General features: G+C 61.4%; 23 protein-coding genes. 9 read left to right on the forward strand and 14 right to left on the reverse strand.

Features of this window, described 5'->3' with window-relative positions; all coding sequences use genetic code 11:
- Window position 1: 1 nt before the first annotated feature.
- From zwf to ACIOTL_RS10140, 6 genes are all read left to right on the forward strand, one after another.
- On the forward strand, window positions 2-1,522 hold the full coding sequence (zwf, locus tag ACIOTL_RS10115; RefSeq protein ID WP_105656657.1) for a glucose-6-phosphate dehydrogenase: 1,521 nt from the start codon (window positions 2-4) through the stop codon (window positions 1,520-1,522).
- Window positions 1,519-2,460, forward strand: a complete 942-nt coding sequence (locus tag ACIOTL_RS10120; protein ID WP_105656658.1) for a glucose-6-phosphate dehydrogenase assembly protein OpcA — start codon at window positions 1,519-1,521, stop codon at window positions 2,458-2,460. The genes zwf and ACIOTL_RS10120 overlap by 4 nt, the downstream gene beginning before the upstream one ends.
- Entirely contained in the window at window positions 2,450-3,190 is a 741-nt protein-coding gene (gene pgl / locus ACIOTL_RS10125; protein WP_105656659.1) for a 6-phosphogluconolactonase, read from the forward strand. The genes ACIOTL_RS10120 and pgl overlap by 11 nt, the downstream gene beginning before the upstream one ends.
- A gap of 91 nt (window positions 3,191-3,281) precedes the next feature.
- Window positions 3,282-4,265 carry an NAD(P)/FAD-dependent oxidoreductase gene (locus ACIOTL_RS10130; protein ID WP_400342463.1) on the forward strand — a complete coding sequence of 328 codons (984 nt, stop codon included), beginning with the start codon at window positions 3,282-3,284 and terminating at the stop codon, window positions 4,263-4,265.
- 229 nt (window positions 4,266-4,494) lie between these two features.
- Window positions 4,495-5,856 (forward strand): TrkH family potassium uptake protein, encoded by a 1,362-nt coding sequence (locus ACIOTL_RS10135; RefSeq protein ID WP_400342464.1) that lies wholly within the window; start codon window positions 4,495-4,497, stop codon window positions 5,854-5,856.
- On the forward strand, window positions 5,849-6,544 hold the full coding sequence (locus ACIOTL_RS10140) for a TrkA family potassium uptake protein (protein ID WP_181148794.1): 696 nt from the start codon (window positions 5,849-5,851) through the stop codon (window positions 6,542-6,544). Before ACIOTL_RS10135 ends, ACIOTL_RS10140 begins: the two co-directional genes overlap by 8 nt.
- 66 nt (window positions 6,545-6,610) lie before the next feature.
- Here ACIOTL_RS10140 and secG read toward each other — a convergent pair whose 3' ends face one another.
- From secG to uvrA, 12 genes are all read right to left on the reverse strand, one after another.
- Window positions 6,611-6,862, reverse strand: coding sequence for a preprotein translocase subunit SecG (gene secG, locus ACIOTL_RS10145; RefSeq protein ID WP_105656662.1), 252 nt, complete (start codon window positions 6,860-6,862; stop codon window positions 6,611-6,613).
- A gap of 22 nt (window positions 6,863-6,884) precedes the next feature.
- Window positions 6,885-7,700, reverse strand: a complete 816-nt coding sequence (tpiA, locus tag ACIOTL_RS10150) for a triose-phosphate isomerase (RefSeq protein WP_400342465.1) — start codon at window positions 7,698-7,700, stop codon at window positions 6,885-6,887.
- A 2-nt stretch (window positions 7,701-7,702) separates the two neighbouring features.
- Window positions 7,703-8,932, reverse strand: coding sequence for a phosphoglycerate kinase (locus tag ACIOTL_RS10155; RefSeq protein WP_400342466.1), 1,230 nt, complete (start codon window positions 8,930-8,932; stop codon window positions 7,703-7,705).
- A gap of 16 nt (window positions 8,933-8,948) precedes the next feature.
- Window positions 8,949-9,956: a type I glyceraldehyde-3-phosphate dehydrogenase gene (gap, locus tag ACIOTL_RS10160; protein ID WP_105656665.1), complete on the reverse strand. Its 1,008-nt coding sequence runs from the start codon at window positions 9,954-9,956 to the stop codon at window positions 8,949-8,951.
- A gap of 184 nt (window positions 9,957-10,140) precedes the next feature.
- Window positions 10,141-10,770, reverse strand: coding sequence for a superoxide dismutase (locus ACIOTL_RS10165; RefSeq protein ID WP_105656666.1), 630 nt, complete (start codon window positions 10,768-10,770; stop codon window positions 10,141-10,143).
- A gap of 60 nt (window positions 10,771-10,830) precedes the next feature.
- On the reverse strand, window positions 10,831-11,811 hold the full coding sequence (gene whiA, locus ACIOTL_RS10170; protein WP_105656667.1) for a DNA-binding protein WhiA: 981 nt from the start codon (window positions 11,809-11,811) through the stop codon (window positions 10,831-10,833).
- Between the two features lie 27 nt (window positions 11,812-11,838).
- Window positions 11,839-12,864 carry a uridine diphosphate-N-acetylglucosamine-binding protein YvcK gene (gene yvcK / locus ACIOTL_RS10175; protein ID WP_105656668.1) on the reverse strand — a complete coding sequence of 342 codons (1,026 nt, stop codon included), beginning with the start codon at window positions 12,862-12,864 and terminating at the stop codon, window positions 11,839-11,841.
- Window positions 12,865-12,869: 5 nt separating this feature from the next.
- Window positions 12,870-13,763 carry an RNase adapter RapZ gene (rapZ, locus tag ACIOTL_RS10180; protein ID WP_105656669.1) on the reverse strand — a complete coding sequence of 298 codons (894 nt, stop codon included), beginning with the start codon at window positions 13,761-13,763 and terminating at the stop codon, window positions 12,870-12,872.
- A 9-nt stretch (window positions 13,764-13,772) separates the two neighbouring features.
- Window positions 13,773-15,716: an excinuclease ABC subunit UvrC gene (gene uvrC / locus ACIOTL_RS10185; protein WP_400342467.1), complete on the reverse strand. Its 1,944-nt coding sequence runs from the start codon at window positions 15,714-15,716 to the stop codon at window positions 13,773-13,775.
- Between the two features lie 3 nt (window positions 15,717-15,719).
- Window positions 15,720-16,391: a 1-acyl-sn-glycerol-3-phosphate acyltransferase gene (locus ACIOTL_RS10190; RefSeq protein ID WP_105656671.1), complete on the reverse strand. Its 672-nt coding sequence runs from the start codon at window positions 16,389-16,391 to the stop codon at window positions 15,720-15,722.
- Window positions 16,392-17,096, reverse strand: coding sequence for an HAD hydrolase-like protein (locus tag ACIOTL_RS10195; protein ID WP_400342468.1), 705 nt, complete (start codon window positions 17,094-17,096; stop codon window positions 16,392-16,394). It lies immediately after the preceding gene.
- 86 nt (window positions 17,097-17,182) lie between these two features.
- Complete coding sequence (uvrA, locus tag ACIOTL_RS10200) at window positions 17,183-20,053, reverse strand: excinuclease ABC subunit UvrA (protein ID WP_286134096.1); 2,871 nt, start codon at window positions 20,051-20,053, stop codon at window positions 17,183-17,185.
- 1,043 nt (window positions 20,054-21,096) lie between these two features.
- On the opposite strand from uvrA, the gene ACIOTL_RS10205 reads away from it, so the two are divergent.
- Entirely contained in the window at window positions 21,097-21,909 is an 813-nt protein-coding gene (locus ACIOTL_RS10205) for a lysostaphin resistance A-like protein (RefSeq protein WP_400342469.1), read from the forward strand.
- 200 nt (window positions 21,910-22,109) lie between these two features.
- Here ACIOTL_RS10205 and ACIOTL_RS10210 read toward each other — a convergent pair whose 3' ends face one another.
- Window positions 22,110-22,478, reverse strand: coding sequence for a hypothetical protein (locus ACIOTL_RS10210; RefSeq protein ID WP_388022294.1), 369 nt, complete (start codon window positions 22,476-22,478; stop codon window positions 22,110-22,112).
- 370 nt (window positions 22,479-22,848) lie between these two features.
- Between ACIOTL_RS10210 and ACIOTL_RS10215 the strand changes: the two genes are divergently transcribed.
- On the forward strand, window positions 22,849-23,787 hold the full coding sequence (locus ACIOTL_RS10215) for a ketopantoate reductase family protein (RefSeq protein WP_400342470.1): 939 nt from the start codon (window positions 22,849-22,851) through the stop codon (window positions 23,785-23,787).
- A 160-nt stretch (window positions 23,788-23,947) separates the two neighbouring features.
- Window positions 23,948-24,235 carry a hypothetical protein gene (locus tag ACIOTL_RS10220; protein ID WP_388022298.1) on the forward strand — a complete coding sequence of 96 codons (288 nt, stop codon included), beginning with the start codon at window positions 23,948-23,950 and terminating at the stop codon, window positions 24,233-24,235.
- Window positions 24,236-24,588: 353 nt separating this feature from the next.
- On the opposite strand, the gene ACIOTL_RS10225 is transcribed toward ACIOTL_RS10220, so the two are convergent.
- Window positions 24,589-24,830 (reverse strand): hypothetical protein (locus ACIOTL_RS10225; RefSeq protein WP_400342471.1); only part of this gene is annotated, 242 nt, incomplete at its 5' end.

Here is a 24,830-nt window from a genome sequence, read left to right on the forward strand (position 1 = left end):
TATGAGCAACCCACTACGCGACGCCCGCGACCGGCGGCTTAACCGCATTGCCGGTCCGGGCGCGCTGGTGTTCTTCGGAATCACCGGCGACCTTGCCCGCAAGAAACTCATGCCAGCGGTCTACGACCTGGCTAACCGCGGACTGCTTCCCCCGAATTTTGCGATTGTCGGCTTCGGCCGCCGCGACTGGACGGCACAGGACTTCGCCGACCAGGCCCGCGAATGGATCCTCGCCAGCGCCCGCACCCCCTTCAACGAAACCGTGTTCGCCCAGCTGGCCGCCGGCATGCGCTTCATCTCCGGCGCCTTCGACGATGATGGCGCCTACGAGAAGCTGGCCGCGACCCTGGACGAACTGGCCGAATCCCGGTCCACCGGGCGCAACCACGCCTTCTACCTCTCGATCCCGCCGAGCTGGTTCGAGGTTGTCTGCCAGAAGCTCTCCGAGCACAAGCTGGCCAAGGACAAGAACCCTGGCTGGGAACGCGTGGTCATCGAGAAGCCCTTCGGCCACGACCTGCAGAGCGCCCGCGAACTGAACGAGATCGTGGAGTCCGTGTTCCCGCCGGACGCGGTGTTCCGCATCGACCACTATCTGGGCAAGGAAACCGTGCAGAACCTGCTGGCTCTGCGTTTCGGCAACCAGATGTTCGAGCCGCTGTGGAACAACAAGTACGTGGACCACGTGCAGATCACCATGGCCGAGGACATCGGCATTGGCGGCCGCGCCAGCTACTACGACGGTGTGGGCGCGGCCCGCGACGTCATCCAGAACCACCTGCTCCAGCTGCTGGCGCTGACCGCCATGGAGGAACCCATTTCCTTCGACGCGGACCACCTGCGCAGCGAAAAGGAGAAGGTGCTCACCGCCGTCCAGCTGCCCGAGGACCTGGGCGCGGCCAGTGCCCGAGGCCAGTACACCTCTGGCTGGCAGGGCGCCGAGGAGGTCGTCGGCTTCCTCGACGAGGAGGGCTTCAACCCGAAGTCCAAAACCGAGACCTACGCGGCGGTGCGCCTGAACATCAATACCCGCCGCTGGTCCGGGGTGCCGTTCTACCTGCGTGCCGGCAAGCGCCTGGGCCGCCGCGTCACCGAAATTGCGGTGGTCTTCAAGAAGGCGCCGAACCTGCTGTTCACCGACCACAAGGACGACGAATTCGGCCAGAACGCGTTCGTGATCCGCGTGCAGCCCGATGAAGGCGCGACCATCCGCTTCTCCTCCAAGGTGCCCGGCACCCAGATGGAGATCCGCGATGTGACCATGGACTTCGGCTACGGCAACGCCTTCACCGAATCCTCGCCCGAGGCCTACGAGCGGCTGATCCTCGATGTGCTGCTCGGTGAGCCGCCGCTGTTCCCGCGCCATGAGGAAGTCGAGCAGTCCTGGCGCATCCTGGATCCTTTCGAGGAGTTCTGGGCCTCGCAGCCCACCCAGCCCGATCCCTACGCTCCGGGCTCCTGGGGACCCGAAAGCAGCGATGAGCTGATGGCCAAGGATGGAAGGACCTGGAGACGACCATGATGATCGATCTTCCCAACACCACCACCTCCAAGGTGGCCAAGAAGCTGATCTCCTCGCGCCGCACCCACGGCGTGGTAGCGCTCTCCCGCGTGATGACCCTGGTGGTCATCACCCGCGAGGGGTTCGCCGAGAACGCGATCGAGGCGGCCAACCTGGCCAGCCGCGAGCACCCCTGCCGGATCATCGTGGTGGTCCGCGGCAACAAGTCCGAGGCCAACCGACTGGACGTGCAAATCCGCGTGGGCGGGGACGCCGGCGCCTCCGAGGTGATCGTGATGCGCACCTACGGCCCGGATGTCGTGGCCGACGAGGCGCTGATCTCCGCACTGCTGCTGCCCGATGCGCCGATCGTGGCCTGGTGGCCGCATGGCGTGCCGCAGGATCCGGCCGGCACCGCGCTGGGCAAGCTGGCGCACCGCCGCATCACCGATTCGGCGGAAACCGAAGACCCCACCGCCGCGCTGTTCAGCCGCATCGAGACCTACCAGGCCGGCGACACCGACCTCGCCTGGACGCGGCTGACCCTGTGGCGTGCCCAGCTGGCGAGCATCATCGACCTGATCGGCACCGAGGGGCTCTCGGGCATCACCGTGAAGGGCTCGGATAATTCCCCGTCCACCACCTTGCTGGCCGCCTGGCTGACCCTGTGCCTGGACGTCCCGGTGACCATCGCCGCGGACAAGTCCAATGGCGGGCTCTCCAGCGTCCGGCTGGCACGCGAAGCCGGCGACGTGGAGCTTTCGCGCCCTTCCGGCGCGGTAGCCCACCTTTACCTGCCCGGATCGGCCCCGCAACGCATCTCCCTGCCACGGCGTTCGGTGGCCGAATGCCTGGCCGAAGAGATGCGCCGCCTGGACGCCGATGACGTCTTCGGCGAGGTCATCACCAAGGGCCTGAACCTGACCAACCTGAGGAGCATCAGATCCAGTGATCGCTAGGCAAATACTGATCCATGAGAACCCGGAAGCTACCGCCCACGCCATTGCGGCCCGGCTGATCACCGCGATCGCCGATGCACTGGCCGCCCGCGGAGTTGCCCACGTGGTGGTGACCGGCGGTTCGCTGGGCATCGCCGCCCTGGAAGCCGTCGCGGCCAACCCCGCCAAGGCCTCGGTCAACTGGTCGCAGGTGCACTTCTGGTGGGGCGACGAGCGCTTTGTCGCCACCGATTCAGCAGATCGCAACGTGCTGCAGGCCGCAGCCCTGTTCGACGCGCTGGATGAATTGGGCCTGGACCGCGCCACCGTGCACGCCATGGGCGCCAGCGACAAGTACGAGTCCGCCGAGCAGGCCGCCGCGGCCTACGCCGAGGAACTGGCCGGGGAAGCCGAAGACAGCGCCTTGAACCCCGCGTTCGATGTGCTGATGCTGGGCATGGGCCCGGACTCGCATGTCGCCTCGCTCTTCCCGAACCACACCCGGTCCGATGAGCCAGGAGTCATCGCGGTCCACGACTCCCCCAAGCCGCCTGCGCACCGCGTCACGCTCACCATGGGCACCATCAACACCGCCAAGGAGGTCTGGCTGATCGTGGCCGGTGCCGACAAGGCGCCGGCGCTGGCCAAGGCCCAGCACGAGGTCAACGAGACCGCTGTCCCGGCCTCCGCCGTGCACGGCACCCAAGCGACCCGCTGGATCATCGACCGCGCCGCGGCCACCTTGCTCTAGCCTGCACCGCATCGCCGGTGCCGCGATCCTGCACTCCAGGATCACGGCACCGGCCTTTGCTTTCCCCTCGCCACCTGCCCGAAAGGTTCCCATGCATTCCGCCCCGCTGCCCGATGCCGCGCAGCCATCCCGCAAGGTCACGGTGATCGGCGCCGGCGTCATCGGGCTCTCCACCGCCCATGAGCTGGCTGCCGCCGGCCACCAGGTCACCGTCATCGCCGACCAGCTGCCGCTGCAGACCGTCTCCGCGGTGGCCGCAGCCATCTGGTTCCCATACCACTCGGAGAACTCCGCAGCCGCCGATCTGCTGCTCGCCCGTTCGCTGGCACGCTTCGAGGAGCTCTCCGGCATCAAGGAAACCGGCATCGACCTGCGCCGCGGCCTGAATCTGGAAGCGTCCCCGGAGGAAGACCGCTCTTGGGCACAGATCGTCGCCAACGCCGCCGAAGCCCCGGCAGAAGACATCCCGCGCATTGCCGCCGCCGGCATGCGTGCCACCGTCCCGGTGATCACTATGCCTCTCTACCTCTCCTGGCTGCATGAACAAGCCTTGGGCAAGGGCGTCAAGTTCATCCAGCGCACCATCGGATCCATCGACGAGGTGCAGGAAGAGGCCGACACCGTCGTATTGGCCACGGGCCTGCGCGGCGGCGAACTCACCGGGGATGACGGCACTGTCTACCCCATCCGAGGCCAGGTGATTCGCCTGGCAAACACCGCAGGGTTGGTCCACTGGCTCTGCTATGACGAGCATTCCCAGGGCGTCACCTACATCATTCCGCGCCGCGATGACATCATTGTTGGCGGTACCGACGTGGCCAACGACTTCAACGCCGAGGTCGACCCGCAGACCGCCACCGACATGCTGCGCCGTGCCATCGGCCTGGTCCCCCAGCTGGCCGGCTGCGAGATCCTGGAGCACAAGGTGGGGCTGCGCCCGGCACGCGAGACGATCCGCCTGGAGCGCGTCGACGGGCACGCGGTGCCTGTCATTGCGGCCTACGGCCACGGCGGGGCTGGGGTCACCCTTTCCTGGGGTACCGCACAGCGGGTCGTGGAATTGCTCGGTACCTAGCAGTACCAGCGTCCAACCGGCAGCCACGCGTTTTCCGCGTGGCTGCCGGTCTGCTTTAACCGGCGGCGCGGCTGCGGCAGATCGGACCACGCGCCCCCGCAGGTCCGCCATCAACCACGCGTCAGGTGACGGGAATCACCATTGACACCGGCTTTTCCGAGCGTATTATTTCATTCGTACTACTCGTCCCACGGTTTCGCGAGACGTTATTTCGACCATTGCGATCTCCATGAATCTTCCCAATGCGCGGTCCGCCGCGCAGCACAGCGTGCTGGCCAAACCCGCACGCGCAGTAGCCGTCGCCTTTGCCGGCGCAATCCTCATTGGCGGATTGCTCCTGTCTTCACCGGCGGCCAACACGCAAGGCACCTTCACATCCTTGGTGGACGGGATCTTCACCGCGACGTCAGCGGTGTGCGTCACCGGCCTGACTGTCTTGGATACGGCAACCCACTACACCCTCTTCGGCAAGATCGTCATCCTGGTCCTGATCCAGGTCGGCGGCCTGGGCCTGATGCTCGTCGCATCGTTGCTGAGCATGCTGGTCATGGGCCGCATCGGCTACCTCACCCGGCTCTCCACCCAGCGCGAAAGCTCCGCCGTTTCGGGCGCCGACGTGCGCACCTCGGCATTGATGATCATCAAGCTGTCACTGGCCATCGAATCCGCAGTGGCCCTCGTCTTGGCCCTCCGCTTCTGGCTGGCCTACGACTACGAACCCGCCAGGGCGATCTGGCATGGCCTGTTCCATGCGGTCTCTTCCTTCAATAACGCGGGATTCGCCCTCTACTCGAATAACCTGATGGATTTCGTCGCGGACCCGTGGCTATGCATCCCTATCAGCATCGCCATCATCCTGGGCGGCTTGGGCTTCCCGGTTCTGGTCCAGCTCAGGCATCACTGGCGGAATTCGCTGAAGTGGACGATGAACACTCGCCTGGTCCTGCTCATGACCGCATTGCTGCTGCTTGGCGGCACCATCTTCATCACCGCCATGGAATGGTCCAATCCGAAGACGCTGGGCGAGCTTGAACCTGCCCAGCGGATCCTGGCTGGATTCTTCCAATCGGTGCAGACACGTACCGCTGGCTTCAATTCCATCGATATCGGCGCGATGCATCCAGCCTCCTGGCTGGGCATGGATGTGCTGATGTTCATCGGCGGAGGGCCTGCCGGCACCGCCGGCGGCATCAAGATCACCACGGCTGCGATCTTGCTGTTCATCATCGTGACCGAACTTCGCGGCGAGACCGCCGTCAATGTCCTAGGCAAGCGCCTGTCCCGCTCGGTGCACCGGCAGGCCATCACGGTGGCGCTGATGGGCGTAGCGGCGGTATTCGTCGGCACCATGGGCCTGCTGCTGCTGACCGGCTATTCCCTGGACCGCTGCCTCTTTGAAGCCACCTCGGCATTTGGCACCGTCGGGCTGTCCACCGGCATTACCCCGGATTTGCCGGACCCTGCCAAGGGCATCCTCATTGCATTGATGTACCTGGGCCGCGTCGGGGTCCTCTCGCTGGGCTCCGCGCTGGCCCTGCGCGATCGAAAAGCGCTCTACGAACTCCCCAAGGAAAGGCCTTCAATTGGCTAAGCTACTGAATTTTCGAAATGACGCCAAGGGCCTGTCTAAGGCGGACTCCGTTGCAGTGATCGGGCTCGGGCGATTTGGCGAATCCCTGGCCCTGGAACTGATGAAGTCCGGTACCCATGTCCTGGGCATTGACGTGCACGAGAACATCGTCCAGTCCCTGAATGGGGAATTGACTCAGGTGGTTCGCGCCGACGCCTCAAGCCGGGAAATCCTTGAACAGCTCTCGATCCACGAGTTCGACCGCGTGGTGGTTGCCGTAGGCAGCCACCTGCAGTCATCCATCCTGTGCTGCTCGCTCTTGGTCAGCATGGGGATCCCGCAGATCTGGGCCAAGGCGCAGGACGATCGGCACGGGCTGATCCTGGAGCAGCTCGGAATCCACCACATCGTCTACCCGGAGAAGGACATGGGCAAGCGAGTCGCCCACCTGGTGCGCGGATCCATGATGGACTACCTGGAAGTCGATCCCGGCTATGCCATGGTGAAAATGAGCGCACCAGCCACATTGCACGGTGTGAAACTCAGTGATGCCGGGGTACGCAATAAATACCGGGTGACCATCGCTGCCACGACCAATGCGGCCGGCGAATGGAAGAACACGGACGGAAACACCGTCCTGCAGACCGGAGACAAGATCCTCGTGCTGGGATCGATTGCCGATACCGAGAAGTTCGGGCAACTGGCCTGAGACGCGCAATAGGCGCCTTCCACATGATGTGGAAGGCGCCTATTGACTGCTACGGAAGGGTACTGCCTAGGCTTCGATGCTGAATCGCAGGACCAGAGCGAGGCCGATGATCACGGCACCCCAGATCAGACCAAGAATAATGGTGATGCGGTTCAGGTTGCGCTCGGCTACACCCGAAGATCCCATTGAGCTGGTCATGCCGCCGCCGAACATGTCGGACATACCGCCACCACGGCCCTTGTGCAAAAGAATCAGCAGGGTCAGCAGGACGCTTGTAATGCCCAGCAATACCTGCAAAATGATCTTGATAATATCCAAGTCGACGGTTCCTTAGTTAGATTCAGTCGGTGACGAGATGATGCTCGAACCTGACAATATTAGCAAATTCCTCGGCATCCAGGCTGGCACCGCCAACCAACACGCCATCAACATCGCGTTCGCGCATGATCGATGCGGCATTTGCTGCCTTAACACTACCGCCATAGAGCAGTTGAGTCTTCTCGGCAATCTCTGCACCGAAGCGTTCAGCCAGCGCACCGCGAATTGCGGCGCACATTTCCTGCGCGTCAGCTGGTCCGGCAACTTCGCCCGTACCGATGGCCCAGACTGGTTCGTAGGCGATGACCAGGCTTGCGGCCTGCTCAGCGGTTACGCCTTCCAGCGACTGAGCCAACTGGTCCAGGGTGAATGCCACATGCTCGCCGGCCTTGCGTACTTCCAGGCCTTCGCCGACGCAGAGCATCGGGGTCAGGTCGTGGCGGTAGGCAGCAGCCAGCTTGGCGGCAATCACCTGGTTGGTTTCATTGTGGTACTCGCGACGCTCGGAGTGGCCTACCAATACGTAGGTGCAGCCGAGCTTCTTGAGGAACTGCCCCGAAATTTCACCAGTGTACGCACCTGAGTCCTGTGCGGACAGATCCTGGGCACCGTAGACGATATCCAGTTTGTCGCCCAGGGTCAGCGTCTGCACGCCGCGGATGTCGGTGAAGGGAGGGAACACTGCGACCCCGGCACGATCGTAATCGTGCTCGTGGTCCTTCAGGGTCCACGCCAGCTTCTGCACCAGGGTGATGCCCTGGACGTGGTCCATGTTCATCTTCCAGTTGCCGGCAATCAGCGGCTGGCGCACAAAGGCGCCGTTCTGCGAAATGGTCATTATTAGCCTTCCAATGCAGCAACACCCGGCAGGGTCTTGCCTTCGAGGTACTCCAGCGAAGCGCCGCCACCGGTGGAGATATGGCCGAAGTCATCCTCCGAGAAGCCCAGTGCGCGCACGGCTGCAGCGGAATCGCCGCCGCCTACGACGCTGAACGCTTCCGAGTCCGCCAGAGCCTGCGCGACGGTACGGGTACCTTCGGCGAAAGCAGGGATCTCGAAGACGCCCATCGGGCCATTCCAGAACACGGTATTTGCGCTGGTGATGTAGCTTGCGAACAGTTCAGCGGACTTTGGTCCGATGTCCAGGCCAAGGCCGTTGGAGCCGAAGCTGGCTTCTTCGATCTTGTCTGCGGCCAGCACCTCGTGCTCTGCGTCGGCACCGAACTTGCTTGCCACTACGACGTCGCTAGGCACGATGATGTCGCAGCCGAGCTTCTCGGCCCGCTGCAGGTATTCCTGGCAGGTCGCGATCTGGTCTTCCTCAAGCAGCGAACTGCCAATGGCGAAGCCCTGCGCCTTGAGGAAAGTGAAGGCCATGCCGCCACCGATCAGCAGCTGATCGGCCTTGCCCAGTAGGTTGTCGATGACAGCGAGCTTGTCCGATACCTTGGACCCTCCGAGCACCACAACGTATGGGCGCTTCGGGGCCTCGGTCAGGGTCTTGAGGACCTTGACCTCGGTAGCAACCAGGTCGCCCTGGTAGCTAGGGAGCAGACTGGCGATGTCGTAGACCGAAGCGTGCTTCCGGTGCACAGCACCGAAAGCGTCGTTCACGTAAGCGCCGTTCTGACCGGTCAGCGCAGCCAATTCCTTGGCGAACTCTTCGCGCTGCGCATCATCCTTGGAGGTTTCGCGAGCATCGAAGCGGACGTTCTCCAGAACCAGCACGGAGCCCTCTTCGAGGTTTGCCGCCAACTGGCGAGCGGAGTCGCCCACCACGTCTTCGGCAACAGCGACGTCGAAGTCAGCCAGTTCGTCCAGGCGGCTAGCCGCAGGAGCGATGGAGTACTTGGCATCGAACTGGCCCTTGGGGCGTCCCAAGTGGGCCATTACGATGACCTTTGCGCCAGCTTCAGCCAGCTTGCCGATGACTGGCAGCGACGCGCGGACGCGGCCATCATCGGTCACAGTTGCACCGTCGAGCGGTACGTTCAGGTCACTGCGGACCAGAACGTACCGTCCGCGGACGCCGTTGTCAGCGATCAATTCGTCAATGGTGTGAGAAGACATGTCTCTAGGTTATCGACTAGAGGCTGGATCCCACGAATTCAACGAGGTCAACAAGTCGCGAGGAGTAGCCCCACTCGTTGTCGTACCACGCGACGACCTTCACGCTGTTGCCCATCACGGTGGTCAGACCGGAGTCGAAAACTGCCGAGTGGGGGTTGGTCACGATGTCCGAAGAAACCAGTGGATCGGTGGAGTACTCAAGGTATCCGCTCAATGCACCCTCGGCAGCTGCCTTCTCGAATGCTGCGTTGATTTCTTCCACAGTTGCGGTGCGGGCCAGGTTCACGGTCAGGTCGGTGGCCGAACCGGTTGGAACTGGTACGCGCATAGCGTAACCGTGCAGCTTGCCCTTCAGCTCTGGGAGCACCACGCCGATGGCCTTTGCGGCACCGGTCGAGGTCGGGATGACGTTCAGCGCCGCGGCGCGGGCACGGCGTGGGTCGCTGTGCGGTGCATCCTGCAGGCGCTGGTCTGCGGTGTAAGCGTGAATGGTGGTCATCAGGCCATCAACAATGCCGAACTCTTCGTTCAGCACCTTGGCTACTGGAGCCAGGCAGTTGGTGGTGCATGACGCGTTCGAAATGATGGCGTGGTTTGCAGGATCGTACTTGTCCTGGTTGACGCCCATCACGATGGTGATGTCTTCATTCTTGGCAGGAGCCGAGATGATGACCTTCTTTGCGCCAGCAGCTACGTGCTTCTTGGCGTCTTCTGCGTTGGTGAAGAATCCGGTCGATTCAATGACGACATCGACGTTCAATTCGCCCCATGGAAGGTTGGCTGGCTCGCGCTCAGACAGAACCTTGATACGGCGTTCTCCGACGACGATGGTATCGCCGTCCACGGATACCGGCTCGCCCACTGGGCCGAGCACGGAATCGAACTTCACCAGGTGAGCAAGCGAATCGATTGAACCAAGGTCATTGACGGCGACGATTTCAATGTCTGCCTTATGGGCCAGAACTGCACGCAGGAAGTTGCGTCCGATACGACCGAAACCATTGATTCCAACACGGGTTGTCACGTGACTATCTCCTCTAAATGGGATGATGATGCCACGACCGCACGCGAGCGGAGGTGGCCTTCTTTAAGAGGACACTCCGTTGTGCCGTGCTTGCGGATCCCAACGAATTGCCGGGATCCGCAACACACTTGAAACATACTACGCTACATTAGCGCAGAATGTGAGCTAACTTACCAGATAAGTCTTACTTACCTGGAAGGATCAGCGCTGCTGCGCCGTTGCGGGCAGCTTCGAAACGAGCCTGGACATCTGCCCAGTTCACGATGTTCCAGAATGCCTTGACGTAGTCAGCCTTGACGTTGACGTAGTCCAGGTAGAAGGCGTGCTCCCACATGTCCAGCATCAGCAGCGGGGTGGTTGCCACTGGGATGTTGCCCTGCTGGTCGTACAGCTGCTCGATGACCAGCTGGCCGCCCAGTGCGTCGTAAGCCAGCACTGCCCAGCCCGAGCCCTGCAGGCTCATGGCCGAAGCGGTGAAGTGGCCACGGAAAGCGTCGAACGAACCGAAGAAGTCGTCGATGGCCGCTGCCAGCTCGCCCTCAGGCTTGTCGCCACCCTCTGGGGACAGGTTGTTCCAGAAGATCGAGTGGTTGGTGTGGCCACCCAGGTGGAAAGCCAGGTCCTTGGACAGCTTAGGGATGTTGCCGAATTCGCCCTTTTCGCGAGCTTCAGCCAACTGCTCCAGTGCCGAGTTTGCGCCAGCAACGTAGGTTGCATGGTGCTTGGAGTGGTGCAGTTCCATGATGCGAGCCGAGATGTTCGGCTCCAGTGCGGCGTAGTCGTACTGCAGTTCTGGCAGTGAATAAACAGCCATGATTCTCCTCAATCTTCTCAATTGGTTGAATCTCCGCGGGAGGGCTCCCGCGGGGACATTTTAATGTTCCAGTTCATCTCCTGGAACGCTGGACTCCGTACCTGGTATTCCCAGATCGCTCGCCTTTTTATCCGCCATAGCCAAAAGGCGGCGGATTCGGCCAGCGATGGCGTCCTTGGTCATTGGCGGTTCGGCCATGCGGCCGAGCTCATCCAAGGAGGCTTGCTTGTGCTCAAGGCGCAGCAGTCCCGCATAGCGCAAGTGCTCGGGAACCTCGTCGCCCAAGATGCCCAGTGCACGCTCAACGCGGGCACCGGCAGCTACCGCTGCCTGGGCGCTGCGGCGCAGGTTGGCGTCGTCGAAGTTCGCCAAGCGGTTCGCCGTCGCGCGCACTTCCTTGCGCATGCGCCGTTCTTCCCAGACCATGAGCGCATCGTGAGCGCCCATGCGGGTCAGCAGTTGGGCGATGGCATCGCCATCACGGATCACAACGCGGTCCACACCGCGCACTTCACGCGCCTTGACCGTCAGTCCCAGGCGGCGAGCTGCACCGACCAGCGCCAAAGCGGCTTCTGGCCCAGGGCAGGTGATTTCCAAAGCGGAGCTGCGCCCGGGTTCGGTCAACGATCCGTGGGACAGGAATGCGCCGCGCCATACAGCTTCAGCGTCGGCGGTAGAACCGTTGACGATCACCGAGGGCAGGCCGCGTACCGGCCGGCCGCGCTGGTCAAGCAGGCCAGTTTGGCGTGCAAGCACTTCGCCGTCCTTGGAAACACGCACAATGTAGCGGCTCCCCTTGCGGATGCCCGATCCGGAAACCATGACGATTTCGGCATCGTGGCCGTACAGCTCGCCGATAGCAATCTTCAACCGCCGGGCCGTCGCCGCGAGGTCCACTTCTGCTTCGATGACAATTCGCCCGGAGACGATGTGCAGCCCGCCGCTGAAGCGGAGCATGGTCGAAACCTCGGCCTTGCGGACCGATGGCTTGCGAATCTCTACCCGCGACAGCTCGTCTTTGACGGAAGCCGTCAATGCCATGAATCAAACTCCCTTACTTGGATCTTCCTAAGACCCGATCGCGGTAAACACCTCGTGATAGGCCGCCGCTAGTCGCAACGGGTCGTGCACAGCACGACCGTCAGATACTCCTACTGTACTAAAAAAGACACGCGCACCGAGTTTTTGCGCTGCCAGCTCAAATCGATCCCTGTTAAGAATCTTTGATTCGTCGGCAATAATTGCATCGAATTTGACCTCGGGTGCGTAACGTCCCAGCACCTCCAAGTGCGCCGCGGCGTCCATCCCGGAAGTCTCTGCCGTATCAAAGGCCAGGTTCATGGTCAGCAGCTTCTTGGCCGTGGTAGATGCCAGGGCCTGGCGCATATCCGGCAGCAGCAGATGCGGGAGCACCGAGGTGTACCAGGATCCGGGACCGAGAATCACCCAGTCCGCCAGATCGATGGATTCCAGCGCTTCGGAGCAGGCCGGCGCATCGGACGGTTCCAGGTACACGTGGGTAACCAGGCCGCCGGAACCGGCACGAGCTAGCTTGGCCTGCCCATCGATTCGGCGACGCACCAAGGTGTCGTTCACCGGGTCGGATTCAAGAACCTCGCCATGGATGGACAGCGGAACCGTGCTCATTGGCAGGACCTGCCCGCGCGCGCCAAGCAGGGCCCCTGCCCAACGCAGGCCAGCTACCGGGTTATCGAGCAACTCCCACAGCGCCAGGATCAGCAAATTGCCAACGGCATGGCCGTTCAATGGCTCGTCGGCGTTTTCGGTCGATTCAAAGCGGTACTGCATGACATCGCGCCAGGTACGGCCCCAGTCATTGTCGTCGCACAGCGCAGCCAGCGCCATGCGCAAGTCTCCCGGGGGCAGCACATCGAAGGATCCCCGAAGCCGCCCGGAACTGCCACCGTCATCGGCCACCGTGACGACGGCGGTGAGGTCGGTAGTCAGACGGCGCAGGGCAGAGAGCGACGAGGACAGCCCGTGTCCCCCGCCCAAGGCAACCACCGATGGGTTGCGGTAATCATCACTTCGAGTCAGTCCCTGGATCGGGATCGGACCTGTAGCAAAGGCCATGGCGGCTACTCACGCCCCAGATCACGGTGGCTGATGTTCACCCTGACGTTCGGGAACTGCGCCAGGCGCCGGCCCAGCTCAATGGTGGTTGCTACCGAGCGGTGCTTGCCGCCGGTGCAGCCCACGGCAATAGTCGCGTAGTGCTTATTCTCGCGGCGGTAGCCTTCAAAGACCGGTTCCAATGCCTTGAGGTAGTTCTCGATGAACTCGCTCGTGCCTTCCTGGCTCAGCACATAGTCCGACACTTCCTTGTCCTTGCCTGTCTGCGGGCGCAGTTCGGGTACCCAATGGGGGTTGGGAATGAAACGGACATCTGCCACGTAGTTGGCATCGGCGGGCAGGCCGTACTTGAACCCGAAGCTCATCACGTTGATGCGCAGGATGATCGGCCCGGATTCGCTGAACAGTTCGTTGACTGCACGTGCCAGGTCGTGCACCGACATGGTCGTGGAATCCAAGATGATTTCGGCAGCTTCACGCAATTGATCGGTGATTCCGCGTTCGCGCTTGATGCCGTCGACAATGCGGCCGTCATCCTGCAGCGGATGCGGCCGGCGACCCTGCTCGAAGCGGCGGATCAGCACCTCGTCGCTGGCGTCGAGGTAGACCAGGCGGAACTTCACCCCGCTGGCTGTCAGGTTCGCCAAGGCATCGCGGATTTCCGGGAACATTTCCTTGGAGCGCACGTCCATCACGACAGCCATCTTCGGGATGGAGCCCTGCGAACGGCTCATCATCTCCGTCAAGGGTCCAAGCATGGCCGGTGGAAGGTTCTCCACTACGTACCAGCCCTGGTCTTCCAGAGCATGCGCGACTGTGGTGCGACCGGCACCTGACATGCCGGTTACGATCACGAGTTCGGACTCAGGGGGTTTTACTGCTTCATACTCAGCGGTCATATCACAAGGCTAGTCGACAATTTCGCCTGTAGTCATATTCACACCGGTTAATGAAGCGTCTTCTAGGGACTCTTTGATGGAAGTCGCAAGTTTTTCACCGACTCCTGGCACGTCCATCAGCTCCTCGATGCTCGCCGCACGGATCTTCTTCATCGACCCGAAGTGCTTGCGCAGGGCAGCCTGCTTGGACTTGCCCAGCCCGGGGATCGCGTCCAAATCCGAGGCGATCATGGATTTGGCACGCTTGGCGCGGTGGAAGTTGATCGCAAAACGGTGCGCCTCGTCGCGAAGCCGCTGCACCAAATACAGGGCAGCTGAGGCACGCGGCAGGATCACCGGGAACGGATCGTCGGGCAGCCACAGTTCTTCCAAGCGCTTAGCCAGGCCGACCACAGGAATGTCATCGATTCCCAGATCGTCCATGGCCTTCTGCGCCGCGGCCACCTGGGGCGGTCCGCCGTCAACGATCACCAGAGATGGCGGGTAGGAGAATCGCTTCTTTTCCTGCTCGCCGGTTTCTTCATCCATTTCCCCGGTTGCAAAGCTCTTGGGGTCGATCTTCTCCTTCAGATAGCGGCTGAAGCGACGGTAGATCACGTCGTACATGCTGGCGGTATCATCGCGTGCTGCATCACCGGTGATGGAGAACTTTCGATATTCGCTCTTCTTGGGCAATCCATCTTCAAAGACCACCATGGAAGCAACCACGTTGGTGCCTTGGGTATGCGACGCGTCATAGCATTCGATGCGCAGCAGTGCTTGTTCGGCTCCCAGTGCATCCTGCAGTTCCTGCATGGCCAGCGAACGCGTGGTGATATCACCTGCTCGCTTCGACTTGTGCAGGCGCAGCGCTTGTTCCGCGTTCTCCACGACGGTGGATGCCAATGCCGCTTTGTCGCCGCGTTGGGCGACGCGCAAGGAGACTTTGGAACCGCGCAGCTCCGTGAGCCAGGTCGTGACATCCTCAATGTCTTCGGGCAGAGTCGGAACCAGGATTTCCTTGGGAATCCGGTCCGCGTGATCTGCGTAGACCTGGGTAAGAAGCTGCTCGACGAATTCAGCGCCGGTGGTATCCGCAACCTTTTCGACGACCCAGCCTCGTTGCGAACGGATACGGCCGTCGCGGACATGGAATACCTGCACGGCGGCTTCCAATTCATCGCCATGAATGCCGAAGATATCAGCTTCGGTACGGTCGTCAAGGACCACGGCGTTGCGTTCAAAAACTTTGTTCAGTGCGGCAATGTCATCGCGATAGCGGGCGGCCTTCTCGTATTCGAGTTCGGCCACCGCCTCTTGCATCTTGGCTGTCAGGGCCTTGGTGAACTTAGTAGCCTCGCCGCTCATGAAGGTGCATAGGTCATCAGCCAGTTGACGGTGGTCTTCTTCGCTGATCCGCCCCACGCAGGGAGCCGAGCATTTGTCGATGTACCCCAAGAGGCAAGGGCGACCCGATGCTTCGGCACGCTTGAATACGCCCGGCGCACAGCTGCGCACAGGAAAGACCCGCAACAGCGTATCGAGGGTTTCCCGGATGGCCTTGGCCGGATAGAACGGCCCGAAATACTTCACGCCCTTGCGCTTGTCCCCGCGCATGACCAGGGCGCGCGGGTACTTTTCGTTCAAGGTGACAGCAAGGTACGGGTAGGTCTTGTCATCACGGAAGACAATATTGAACCGGGGATTGTATTCCTTGATCCAGGAGTACTCCAGCTGCAGCGCTTCCAATTCGGAACCCACCACGGTCCACTCCACGCTGCCGGCGGTGAATACCATGGCCCGGGTTTTGGGCGTGAGCCGGTCAGGATTGGCGAAGTAGGAGGTCAAGCGGTTGCGCAGGACCTTGGCCTTGCCAACGTAGATAACACGGCCGTGTTCATCGCGGAAACGGTACACGCCCGGTTTCGTGGGAATGTCCGAAGTTCTCGGACGGTAACTTGCCGGATCAGCCATGGTCTATTTCGCGTCCGGTGGCAGCTGGTTGTAGGAATCGACGCGTTCCTGGCCGGAAAGCTCGGCAATCGCATCGACGATCCGGTCCGTGGCCTGGCGGCGCTGCGGCAACGGGTGCTTGCGTCCGAGCTGGTCGAAGTACAGCGGCTCGCCATAGTGGATATGGAATTTGGCAGGACGGAAACCCTTGGAACCAGCAGGCTGCAGCTTCTCCGTGCCGATCAAGCCCACCGGCACCACTGGTACACCGGTGGTCAGCGCCAGCCAGCCCACGCCGGTGCGTCCGCGGTACAACTTGCCATCGCGCGAGCGAGTGCCCTCGGGGTAGATGCCGATGCCCTTGCCGCCTTCGACGATTTCCACCAGGGAATCGAGGGCGGCAACCGAAGCTGCCTGTTCGCCACGCTGCACCGGAATGGATCCCACGGATTCGAAGAAGGTCTTCATCACCTTGCCCTTCAGTCCCGGAGTGGTGAAGTATTCCGCCTTGGCGAAGAACGCCACGTCGCGCGGGGTCAACGCCTGAATGATCAAGGAGTCGAAGAATGACAGGTGGTTGGAGGCGACAATGAAGCCGCCTTCCTTGGGAACGTTCTCAAGCCCGGTCACTTCCGCACGGCATACACCGTGGATGACGCCCCGAATCGACGAACGGGTCATGGTGTAGATGCTCATCTACTTTGCACCTTCCTGCATGAGGTCATCGTCGAGGTTCAGCGTGTTTGCCAGCTGTGCTCCGAGCAGGAGCTCAGCAAGGTCCCGGGTTGTCGCCACAGTTGCGCCTGCCTGCTGCAGTTCATCGTCCTGGGCAAATCCCCACGCGACGCCGACCGAAGCCACCGAATTCTCGCGGGCGGCATCCCAATCGTAGTAGCGGTCCCCCACAACGACGCTGCTCGCCGGGTCCAGCTGCCCGTGCTCCAAAGCCTCAGCGACAATGTGCGTCTTGCTCGAACCCATGCTCCCGTGCTCATCCGCGTTGCCGTGAATCGCATCGAGATGCTCATCCAGCCCCTTGCGTGCAATGAGCTGGCGCGCAATGTTGATGGGCTTGGCCGTGGTCACTGCGACGTAGATCCCGGCCGCGCGCAACGCGTCCAGGAGCGCCGCAATGCCCGGGTAGATCACGGATTCGGCCATGCCCACCTCGGCATAGCGGGCGCGGTAGGCCGCGATGATGGAGTCGATGTTCCCGTCGGAGACGCCGTCAAGCGTACGCAGCCCGATTTGGAGGGGCGGGCCTACCAGCGCTTCAACTCGTGCTTCGCCCGGATCGGCCAAACCATGGGAGGTGACCGCGTGGCGGATACCCGAGGTTATGGCACCGGCAGGGTCCACGAGGGTCCCATCCAGATCGAAGAGCACACTTGTTACCGACATATTCACCTAGCCATCTTCCCATGAAGCGGACGCGGGTTAGCAATCCATAACTGAAATCGCATATGTCGAACATTCTCCGCCAGGCATTACAGGATCTCGGAGAGGAACTTCCCGGTGTGCGATTCGCTCACCTTGGCCACCTTTTCCGGGGTGCCGGCAGCCAGGATCGTGCCGCCGCCTGAGCCGCCTTCCGGGCCGAGGTCGATGACCCAGTCAGCCGACTTGATGACATCCAGGTTGTGCTCGATGGTCAACACGGTGTTGCCCTTGTCGACCAATCCCTGCAGCACCTTGAGCAGCTTGCGGATATCTTCGAAGTGCAGACCGGTGGTCGGCTCGTCCAGGACGTAGATGGAGCGGCCATTGGAACGCTTCTGCAGTTCCGCAGCCAGCTTCACGCGCTGGGCCTCGCCGCCGGAGAGGGTGGTTGCCGGCTGCCCCAGGCGCACGTAGCCCAGGCCCACGTCCACCAGCGTGCGCAGGTGGCGGGCGATCGGGGTGAAGGCACTGAAGAACTCGGCGCCTTCGGCAATCGGCATATCCAGCACATCGGCAATGTTCTTGCCCTTGTACAGCACCTGCAGGGTTTCGCGGTTGTAGCGGGCGCCCTGGCAGACCTCGCAGGGCACGTAGACGTCCGGCAGGAAGTTCATCTCGATCTTCAGCGTGCCGTCACCCGAGCAGGATTCGCAGCGTCCGCCCTTGACGTTGAAGGAGAAACGGCCCGGCTGGTAGCCGCGCAGCTTCGCCTCGTTGGTCTCCGCAAACAGCTTGCGGATGTGGTCGAACACGCCGGTGTAGGTCGCAGGGTTCGAACGCGGGGTACGGCCGATGGGCGACTGGTCCACGTGGACCACCTTGTCCAGGTGCTCCAGGCCCTGCACGCGGGTGTGGCGGCCGGGCACCTGCTTGGCGCCGTTGAGCTTGTTGGCCAGCACCTTGTACAGGATGTCGTTGACCAGGGTGGACTTGCCCGAGCCGGACACGCCGGTCACCGCGGTCAGCACGCCCAGCGGGAACTCCACCGACACATTCTGCAGGTTGTTCTCGTTGGCACCGACCACCTTGAGCTTGCGCTCCTTGTCGATCTTGCGGCGCTTGGACGGGATGTCGATCTGCTTGCGGCCCGAAAGGTAGTCTCCGGTCAGCGACTTGGTGTTCTGCTTCAGGCCCTCCAGGGATCCGGAGTGCACCACTTCGCCGCCGTGCTCGCCGGCGCCCGGGCCGATGTCCACGATCCAGTCGGCTTCGGCAATGGTGTCTTCGTCGTGCTCCACCACGATCAGGGTGTTGCCCAGCGATCGCAGGTGCAGCAGGGTGTCGATCAGGCGGCGGTTATCGCGCTGGTGCAGGCCGATGGACGGCTCGTCCAGAACGTAGAGCACGCCCACCAAGCCCGAACCAATCTGCGTAGCCAGGCGAATGCGCTGCGCCTCGCCGCCGGACAGGGTGCCGGCAGCGCGTTCCAGGGTCAGGTACTCCAGTCCGACGTCCAGCAGGAACTTCATGCGCGCGTCGATTTCCTTGAGCACCTGCGCGGCGATCTGCGCCTCGCGTGCGGTGAGCACGATCGTGGAGAGGAATTCCGCGGCGCTGCGCAGATCCATGGCGGCAACTTCAGCGATGGAACGCCCGCCCACCAAGACCGAGAGCGACGCCGGATTCAGGCGTGCGCCGCCGCAGGTAGGGCACGGGATCTGGCGCATGTACTGCTCGTAGCGGTCGCGGGCGTGATCCGATTCGGTTTCCTGGTGCTTGCGGTGCACGTAGGAAATGACGCCTTCGAAGCCGGTGGAGTACTTGCGCTCGCGGCCGAAGCGGTTCTTGTACTGCACGACCACCTTGTGGTCCTTGCCATTCAGGATCGCTTCGCGGGCGGCAGCCGGCAGCTCCTGCCACTGGGTGTCCATGGTGAAGCCCAACTCATGGCCCAGGCCTTCGATCAAGCGGTTCCAGTATTCGGTGGTGGCCTTGCCCAGCGACCATGGGGCGATCGCGCCCTCGGCCAAGGTGACCTCGCCGTCCGGAACGATCAGGTGCTCATCGACTTCCAGCTTGGTGCCGATGCCGGAACAGGCCGAGCAGGCACCGAACGGGTTGTTGAAGGAGAAAGTGCGCGGCTCGATCTCATCGATGGCCAGCGGATGCTCATTGGGGCAGGCCAGGTTCTCGGAGAACGCGCGCACGCGCTGGGGATCATCCTCGTCCAGGTCCACGAAGTCGGCCAGCACGCGGCCTTCGGCGATACCCAGGGCCGTTTCGATGGAGTCGGTCAAGCGCTGGCGGGCATCTTCCTTGATGGCCAGGCGGTCGACGACCACTTCAATGGTGTGCTTGACCTGCTTGGCCAGCTTCGGCGGATCGTTCAGCTGGATGGTGGTGCCATCGACGCGGGCACGGGCAAAGCCCTTGGAAGAGAGCTCCGCGAACAGGTCGACGAATTCGCCCTTGCGCGAGCGCACTACCGGGGCGAGGATCTGGAAGCGGGTTTTCTCCGGTAGCTCCATCAGCTGGTCGACGATCTGCTGCGGAGTCTGCTTGGAGATCGGTTCGTGGCAGATCGGGCAATGCGGACGGCCCACACGTGCCCACAACAGGCGCATGTAGTCGTACACTTCGGTAATCGTGCCCACGGTGGAACGCGGGTTGCGGCTGGTCGACTTCTGGTCGATGGACACCGCTGGCGACAGGCCCTCGATGAAATCAACATCGGGCTTGTCCACCTGGCCGAGGAACATGCGGGCGTAGGCAGAGAGCGATTCGACGTAGCGGCGCTGGCCTTCGGCAAAAATGGTGTCGAAGGCCAAGGAGGACTTGCCCGAACCGGAAAGGCCGGTAAAGACAATCATTGCGTCACGCGGGAGATCAATGTCCACGTTTTTCAGGTTATGCTCGCGTGCACCCTTGACGACCAGGCGAGTCAGATCAGTTCTTTTACTCTGCGATGAAATAGCCACGAGGCAATACTAATCGAAAACTACTTCGAATACGTGTACGAATGGACGCAACTCACAGTTAATTCTCCAAACCCCTGATCCGGCGCACGACGAGCGCTATGCGTGCTCGTGCATCCACCCGAAATGTCGACCGGTGAGCCGGCATCCCTGCGAACCCAGACCGGACCACGACGACCCATTCGAGGTACCGGTTGCCCTTGGAAACCCGCGCTCACGGGATGGACTGACCGGCTCCCAAGTTTCTCGCTGGCATGCTGCCTCAGCGCCGGCATATGCCGGACCTCCCCGAAGCCTGCTGTTCCGAACTGGAATCGACGGGCCCTATGGTCGAATACGTTGGCTGGCGAATCACCTAACCGTTCGGGATCCACCGAGCGCTGCCAACCTGCCGCACTCAACTCTGGCGTTCACCCAACAGGTGACCGTCTCCGGCTCAAGCCGTTTGAGCAACGTCATGAACCATCGCGCTCCTGCGCCTGCCACGTGTGCAACACCTCCCGAAGATCGCAGCTATCTCGTGGATGCCAATGAGCGGCGAGCGCATACCCCGTGTTGCATGAGCGATAAAACGGATAAAGTTCATCATTCGGTTCACGCCGTCAATCAGGGGCATCGCAATCACTGATCCGCAACGCAATTGCATCGCGAACCTCGCCAAACGTTCCGCCTAGTGGCGTCATCCGCGGTGTCGAGGCCATCCGGCAGCAATTTTTTCCTTGCGAGCATTCAACATCTTGAGGTACCGCCAGATCGTTTCGTTTCATGCCCCTCGCCTGTCACTACACCAGAAGGGGCATACGAAACGGCCGGCTTTCCTGTGAATCCATGAAAGTTCTGCAATTCAAGTCAGCATGTGGTGTGCTCCTGTATGCGACCGGCTTACGGGACAGCCTCGTGTGGTGGGCTCTCGAGGCTATGTGTGGTTCTGCGATGAACTTAGCCAACAACTTTTCGTCTGGAGACTGCCTGGAAACAGGGATCATTCGATCGAGTAATGTAACGGATGTGGCTCAACTTCGTGCCGCTTGACCTTGGGAGCACCAATGACCGATCTGACCGCTGATTCGCCATGGACGCGGTTCTGGAACCACGGAGCTTGGTGGAAAGCAATAGGACTGGCCGTTGCCTACCTCGCCCTCTATGAGGGAGCGAGCCTCTTGATAGGGGTTGTAGTCGGGGGTGACATCGGCGAGCCCAACAGTCCGAAGTATCTCCTGCTCGGATACCTTGTACCGATTGCTATTGGCGGGCTGATTTTGGTGGCCTTCGCTGCATCCGTCGGGTGGCTAAAGGACCTTTTTGGCCCTCAGCCGATTCGAGGTGGGCGCTGGATGTGGATCGCCGTCATCGCGGTGCTGCTGTTCAACGTCTTACGCTTCGCATCGATGGACTACGCGAAGGCTGGCTTCACTGTCGTGGCGCTTTGGATTCTCATCGGACTGTTGATCGGCTTCGCCGAGGAAGTTCTCACCCGTGGACTCGTGGTCAACATGTTGCGCAAGGCGGGCCACGGTGAGATCGCAGTTGCGCTCGTCTCTGCCGGGGTTTTCGCGCTGCTTCACTCGGTCAACCTTCTCAGCGGTCAGGCTCTGGGACCGACGCTACTTCAACTCGGTTATACCTTCATGTTCGGTATCCTCATGTACTTCGCGCTGCGCGTGACCGGCAACCTCATCTGGCCGGTGTTGCTCCACGCTAGTACCGACCCCAGCATCTTCCTTCTCGGTACCTACCCCTCGGGTAGTGCCCTGGGCAGCATCGCCAGCCTCGGTAACGTCGTGGTTATCGCTGTAGGCCTAGTCCTAATGTTCTTCATCCGCGGGCGCCTGGTTGATAGCTCCAGACTTGCCGTTTGATGGGTGAGCTAGCGGGCTAGTTGATGGAGGGGGCGCCCCCGTCGAAGGTCTGAGGGCCGTCGGCGCGAATAGAGGGCTCATGGATCAAATGACGCTCCACAGGACAAAGTATTGACCTGCTCACGCAAATTAACCGCCCCTCCGCCTCCAAATTTCTTCATTGACCCTCAAGCGACCACACCGTCCCGTAGACCGTTCGCTTACTGGGACTGTTCGTCTCTGGCTTTCTGCCCACCAGGCAGGATATCGAGCATGATGTACATCAGATTACCCACAGGGCCTTCCCCAGGAGGCGGATTTTCCAGCTGGTGCTCCATCCGAGCGCGGAGCTCTTCGCCGGTGTCGGGCCATGGAACAAAACTTGTAGGTCCGGTGTATCTGCCGAGCTGGGCATACCCCTTGGAGCACAGAGCCAACACAGTACCCGTGGCCTCTGCAATGGCCTCGTCCTCGCTCAGGACATTGCCCTTGGCTTCGTTGATGATCCCCATGATGTGGAGGAACAGGACCCAGTCGTCTACGCCGTTTTCGATGATCTCAAGTTCGATGTCGATCAGCGGATCAATCATGGAGTCTCACCGATGCCTAGGAAATAAATAAGCCTTCTCATTCGCGTTCACCTTGCCTGGTCACTTAGATCACCGCAGCCTGCAACAAGCCGTTCTGGATCAGTTCAACGAGAGTCTTCCCATCCCAGGCAACGTCCCGTTGGACGTTCCCCACATGAGCATATGGATGGGTACAACCCGATACATATGCTCGTAATAAGACCTGCTACTTCCTTTTCCCTTTCATTACTGGTCAAATCGTCAAATACGGAAATTAATATAGTAAGCATCCGCACTGCGAAGCGGCATCTGGCGCCTTCCTGCCAGACCAGTGCCACCAAGACCAAGACATCGGCCACCACACCCAAACTGAAAAAGTAGGAGCAACACCGTGAAAATTGGAGTCATCGGCGCCGGCGGCGTCGGCGCATACTTCGCCGCCGCCCTGGCCAAAAGCGGATCCGAAGTGCACCTACTGGCCACCGAACGCCACATCGCACCAATCACCGACCACGGGATCACCATCACCACCGGGGACGGGAGCCCCGGCTTCACCACCCTACTGGCCAGTGTCAGCACCACGGCAGAATCCATCGGCACGTGCGACGCGGTCATCCTGGCCTGCAAAGCCGGCCAGGTCGCCGCCGCCATGAGAGGGGCACGCGCCTTGATCGGGCCGAACACCGCTGTCTTGCCGCTGCAAAACGGCGTCACGGCCTCCGAGCGCATCACCGAAGCGGTCGGTCCGGGCCACGCCCTGGGCGGGGTCGCCATGATCATTTCCTACCTCCAGCAACCCGGCACCGTCCACCACGTCGGCGGGCAACCAGCCATCACCCTGGGCGAACTCGACGGAACAACCACAACCCGGGCCGCGCAACTGGCCAACGCCCTGGACGCAGCAGGAGTCGCAACCACGGTTTCGGCCGACATCATCACCGACATGTGGCGAAAATTCATGCTCATCACCTCCTACGGCGGAGTCGGCGCACTATGCCGCGAACCGGTTGGCCGAACCCGCACCAACCCGCAAACCCGCGCCCTGGTCGAAGACGCCATGCGAGAGGTTGCTACCCTCGCCGGCCATGCCGGGGCAAATCTGGGAGAATCGGACGTGGCCCGGATGATGGCACAATTCGACGCCTTCAGCCCGGACAGCACCGCCTCCATGCAACGCGATCTGGCCGCAGGACGGTCCTCGGAACTTGAGGAGCAAAACGGCACCGTCGTCCGACTGGCGCAGCATCACGGAGTCCATGTCCCCATCCACCACACCATCTACCGCGCTATGACCCTGCTCGACGGTGCCGCCGAGCACGCCACAGCCTAACGGCTCTCGCCTTCTTGGGGCGGCGCTGTGGTTTCGCCAGTATTGCCCCGGTCAGGGTTCCGCTTGCGGACCGGCCAGGCGTTGAACTTCATGCGTGCGTTCACCCAGAATCTGTCCACCGGCCATCGACCCACTTGCGGGACGGTGAGTGGATTCCTGCATGAACATATCCCCCATTGATCCGCGCTATGTCAGCGAAGAAAACCTCACTCCGGTGTACCGCGTGGACTTCTGGAATGAAAACTGCGACAGCAGCGAGCACCGGATCGAGAACGCAGCGTGCGTGGAAGACGTTCTTGCGTGGGCGGAAGCCAATAGGAATGAACGCCAAGAAGTGGTCTGGGTCGAGTACAACTATGGAGGCGGAATCGGAATGTGCCCGTTGCACGGGCAGGAGCCCACCGGGGAGGAAACGCCATTGCCGCCAAGCCCATTGCTCGAACCGTGATCATGAAGGGAGAATATGGAATCCTACCGATCTAAGCATCCCGCTGAACGTTCGGCGACTGGAATGCATGCCTGATTTGACCTGATTGGGCCTCTCCGCAGTGCTGAGCGTCCTCGATAGACGCCGGTGGGGAGATCTGGAAGAGTTGCAGCATGGAAAACACTTGGTTTCTCGTTGTTCTAATTCTCGTTAATCTCTTCGCGAGCATAAGCATCATTGGTGCGTTGAATCGGATCAGGAATGCGAGCGAAAAAGCCCTTGTGCTCCTAGAAGAACAATCTGCCCGGCAAGGTGCAGGGAAAACGTCCCAATAACGCTTCTTGAACAGGACAGTAATCTGTGCAACTCACGGTTTATCGAATTACTCCGTGATCCAGTTGATTCCACAATTGGTCGCGCTCGGTACCGATGACTCTGGTGGCAGTAAAGCTGGTCTCTTGACCATTCCTGGGATCATCGGAGACGAAATGCCCTTCTCGCAGTTCTTCGACTGAGTACCATGAACCGTCCCTGATTTGATGCCGCTGTCTTTCGAGAGAAAGATAGCAACCATGCCCAAGAAATACCCTGCCGAAGTTCGTGAACGCGCCGTAGC

This window comes from Glutamicibacter sp. NPDC087673, from assembly GCF_044743255.1.
In the GTDB taxonomy this organism is placed as follows: domain Bacteria; phylum Actinomycetota; class Actinomycetes; order Actinomycetales; family Micrococcaceae; genus Glutamicibacter.

Excerpts from the sequence above, each read along its gene's own strand:
- whiA (WP_105656667.1), bottom strand. The coding sequence starts at position 11,811 with ATGGCATTGACGGCTTCCGTCAAAGACGAGCTGTCGCGGGTAGAGATT.
- ACIOTL_RS10220 (WP_388022298.1), top strand. The coding sequence starts at position 23,948 with ATGAACATATCCCCCATTGATCCGCGCTATGTCAGCGAAGAAAACCTC.
- ACIOTL_RS10210 (WP_388022294.1), bottom strand. The coding sequence starts at position 22,478 with ATGATTGATCCGCTGATCGACATCGAACTTGAGATCATCGAAAACGGC.
- rapZ (WP_105656669.1), bottom strand. The coding sequence starts at position 13,763 with ATGACCGCTGAGTATGAAGCAGTAAAACCCCCTGAGTCCGAACTCGTG.
- ACIOTL_RS10120 (WP_105656658.1), top strand. The coding sequence starts at position 1,519 with ATGATGATCGATCTTCCCAACACCACCACCTCCAAGGTGGCCAAGAAG.
- uvrC (WP_400342467.1), bottom strand. The coding sequence starts at position 15,716 with ATGGCTGATCCGGCAAGTTACCGTCCGAGAACTTCGGACATTCCCACG.
- tpiA (WP_400342465.1), bottom strand. The coding sequence starts at position 7,700 with ATGACCATTTCGCAGAACGGCGCCTTTGTGCGCCAGCCGCTGATTGCC.
- ACIOTL_RS10155 (WP_400342466.1), bottom strand. The coding sequence starts at position 8,932 with ATGTCTTCTCACACCATTGACGAATTGATCGCTGACAACGGCGTCCGC.
- ACIOTL_RS10190 (WP_105656671.1), bottom strand. The coding sequence starts at position 16,391 with ATGAGCATCTACACCATGACCCGTTCGTCGATTCGGGGCGTCATCCAC.
- ACIOTL_RS10165 (WP_105656666.1), bottom strand. The coding sequence starts at position 10,770 with ATGGCTGTTTATTCACTGCCAGAACTGCAGTACGACTACGCCGCACTG.
- ACIOTL_RS10195 (WP_400342468.1), bottom strand. The coding sequence starts at position 17,096 with ATGTCGGTAACAAGTGTGCTCTTCGATCTGGATGGGACCCTCGTGGAC.
- yvcK (WP_105656668.1), bottom strand. The coding sequence starts at position 12,864 with ATGGCCTTTGCTACAGGTCCGATCCCGATCCAGGGACTGACTCGAAGT.
- ACIOTL_RS10130 (WP_400342463.1), top strand. The coding sequence starts at position 3,282 with ATGCATTCCGCCCCGCTGCCCGATGCCGCGCAGCCATCCCGCAAGGTC.
- zwf (WP_105656657.1), top strand. The coding sequence starts at position 2 with ATGAGCAACCCACTACGCGACGCCCGCGACCGGCGGCTTAACCGCATT.
- ACIOTL_RS10135 (WP_400342464.1), top strand. The coding sequence starts at position 4,495 with ATGAATCTTCCCAATGCGCGGTCCGCCGCGCAGCACAGCGTGCTGGCC.
- ACIOTL_RS10205 (WP_400342469.1), top strand. The coding sequence starts at position 21,097 with ATGACCGATCTGACCGCTGATTCGCCATGGACGCGGTTCTGGAACCAC.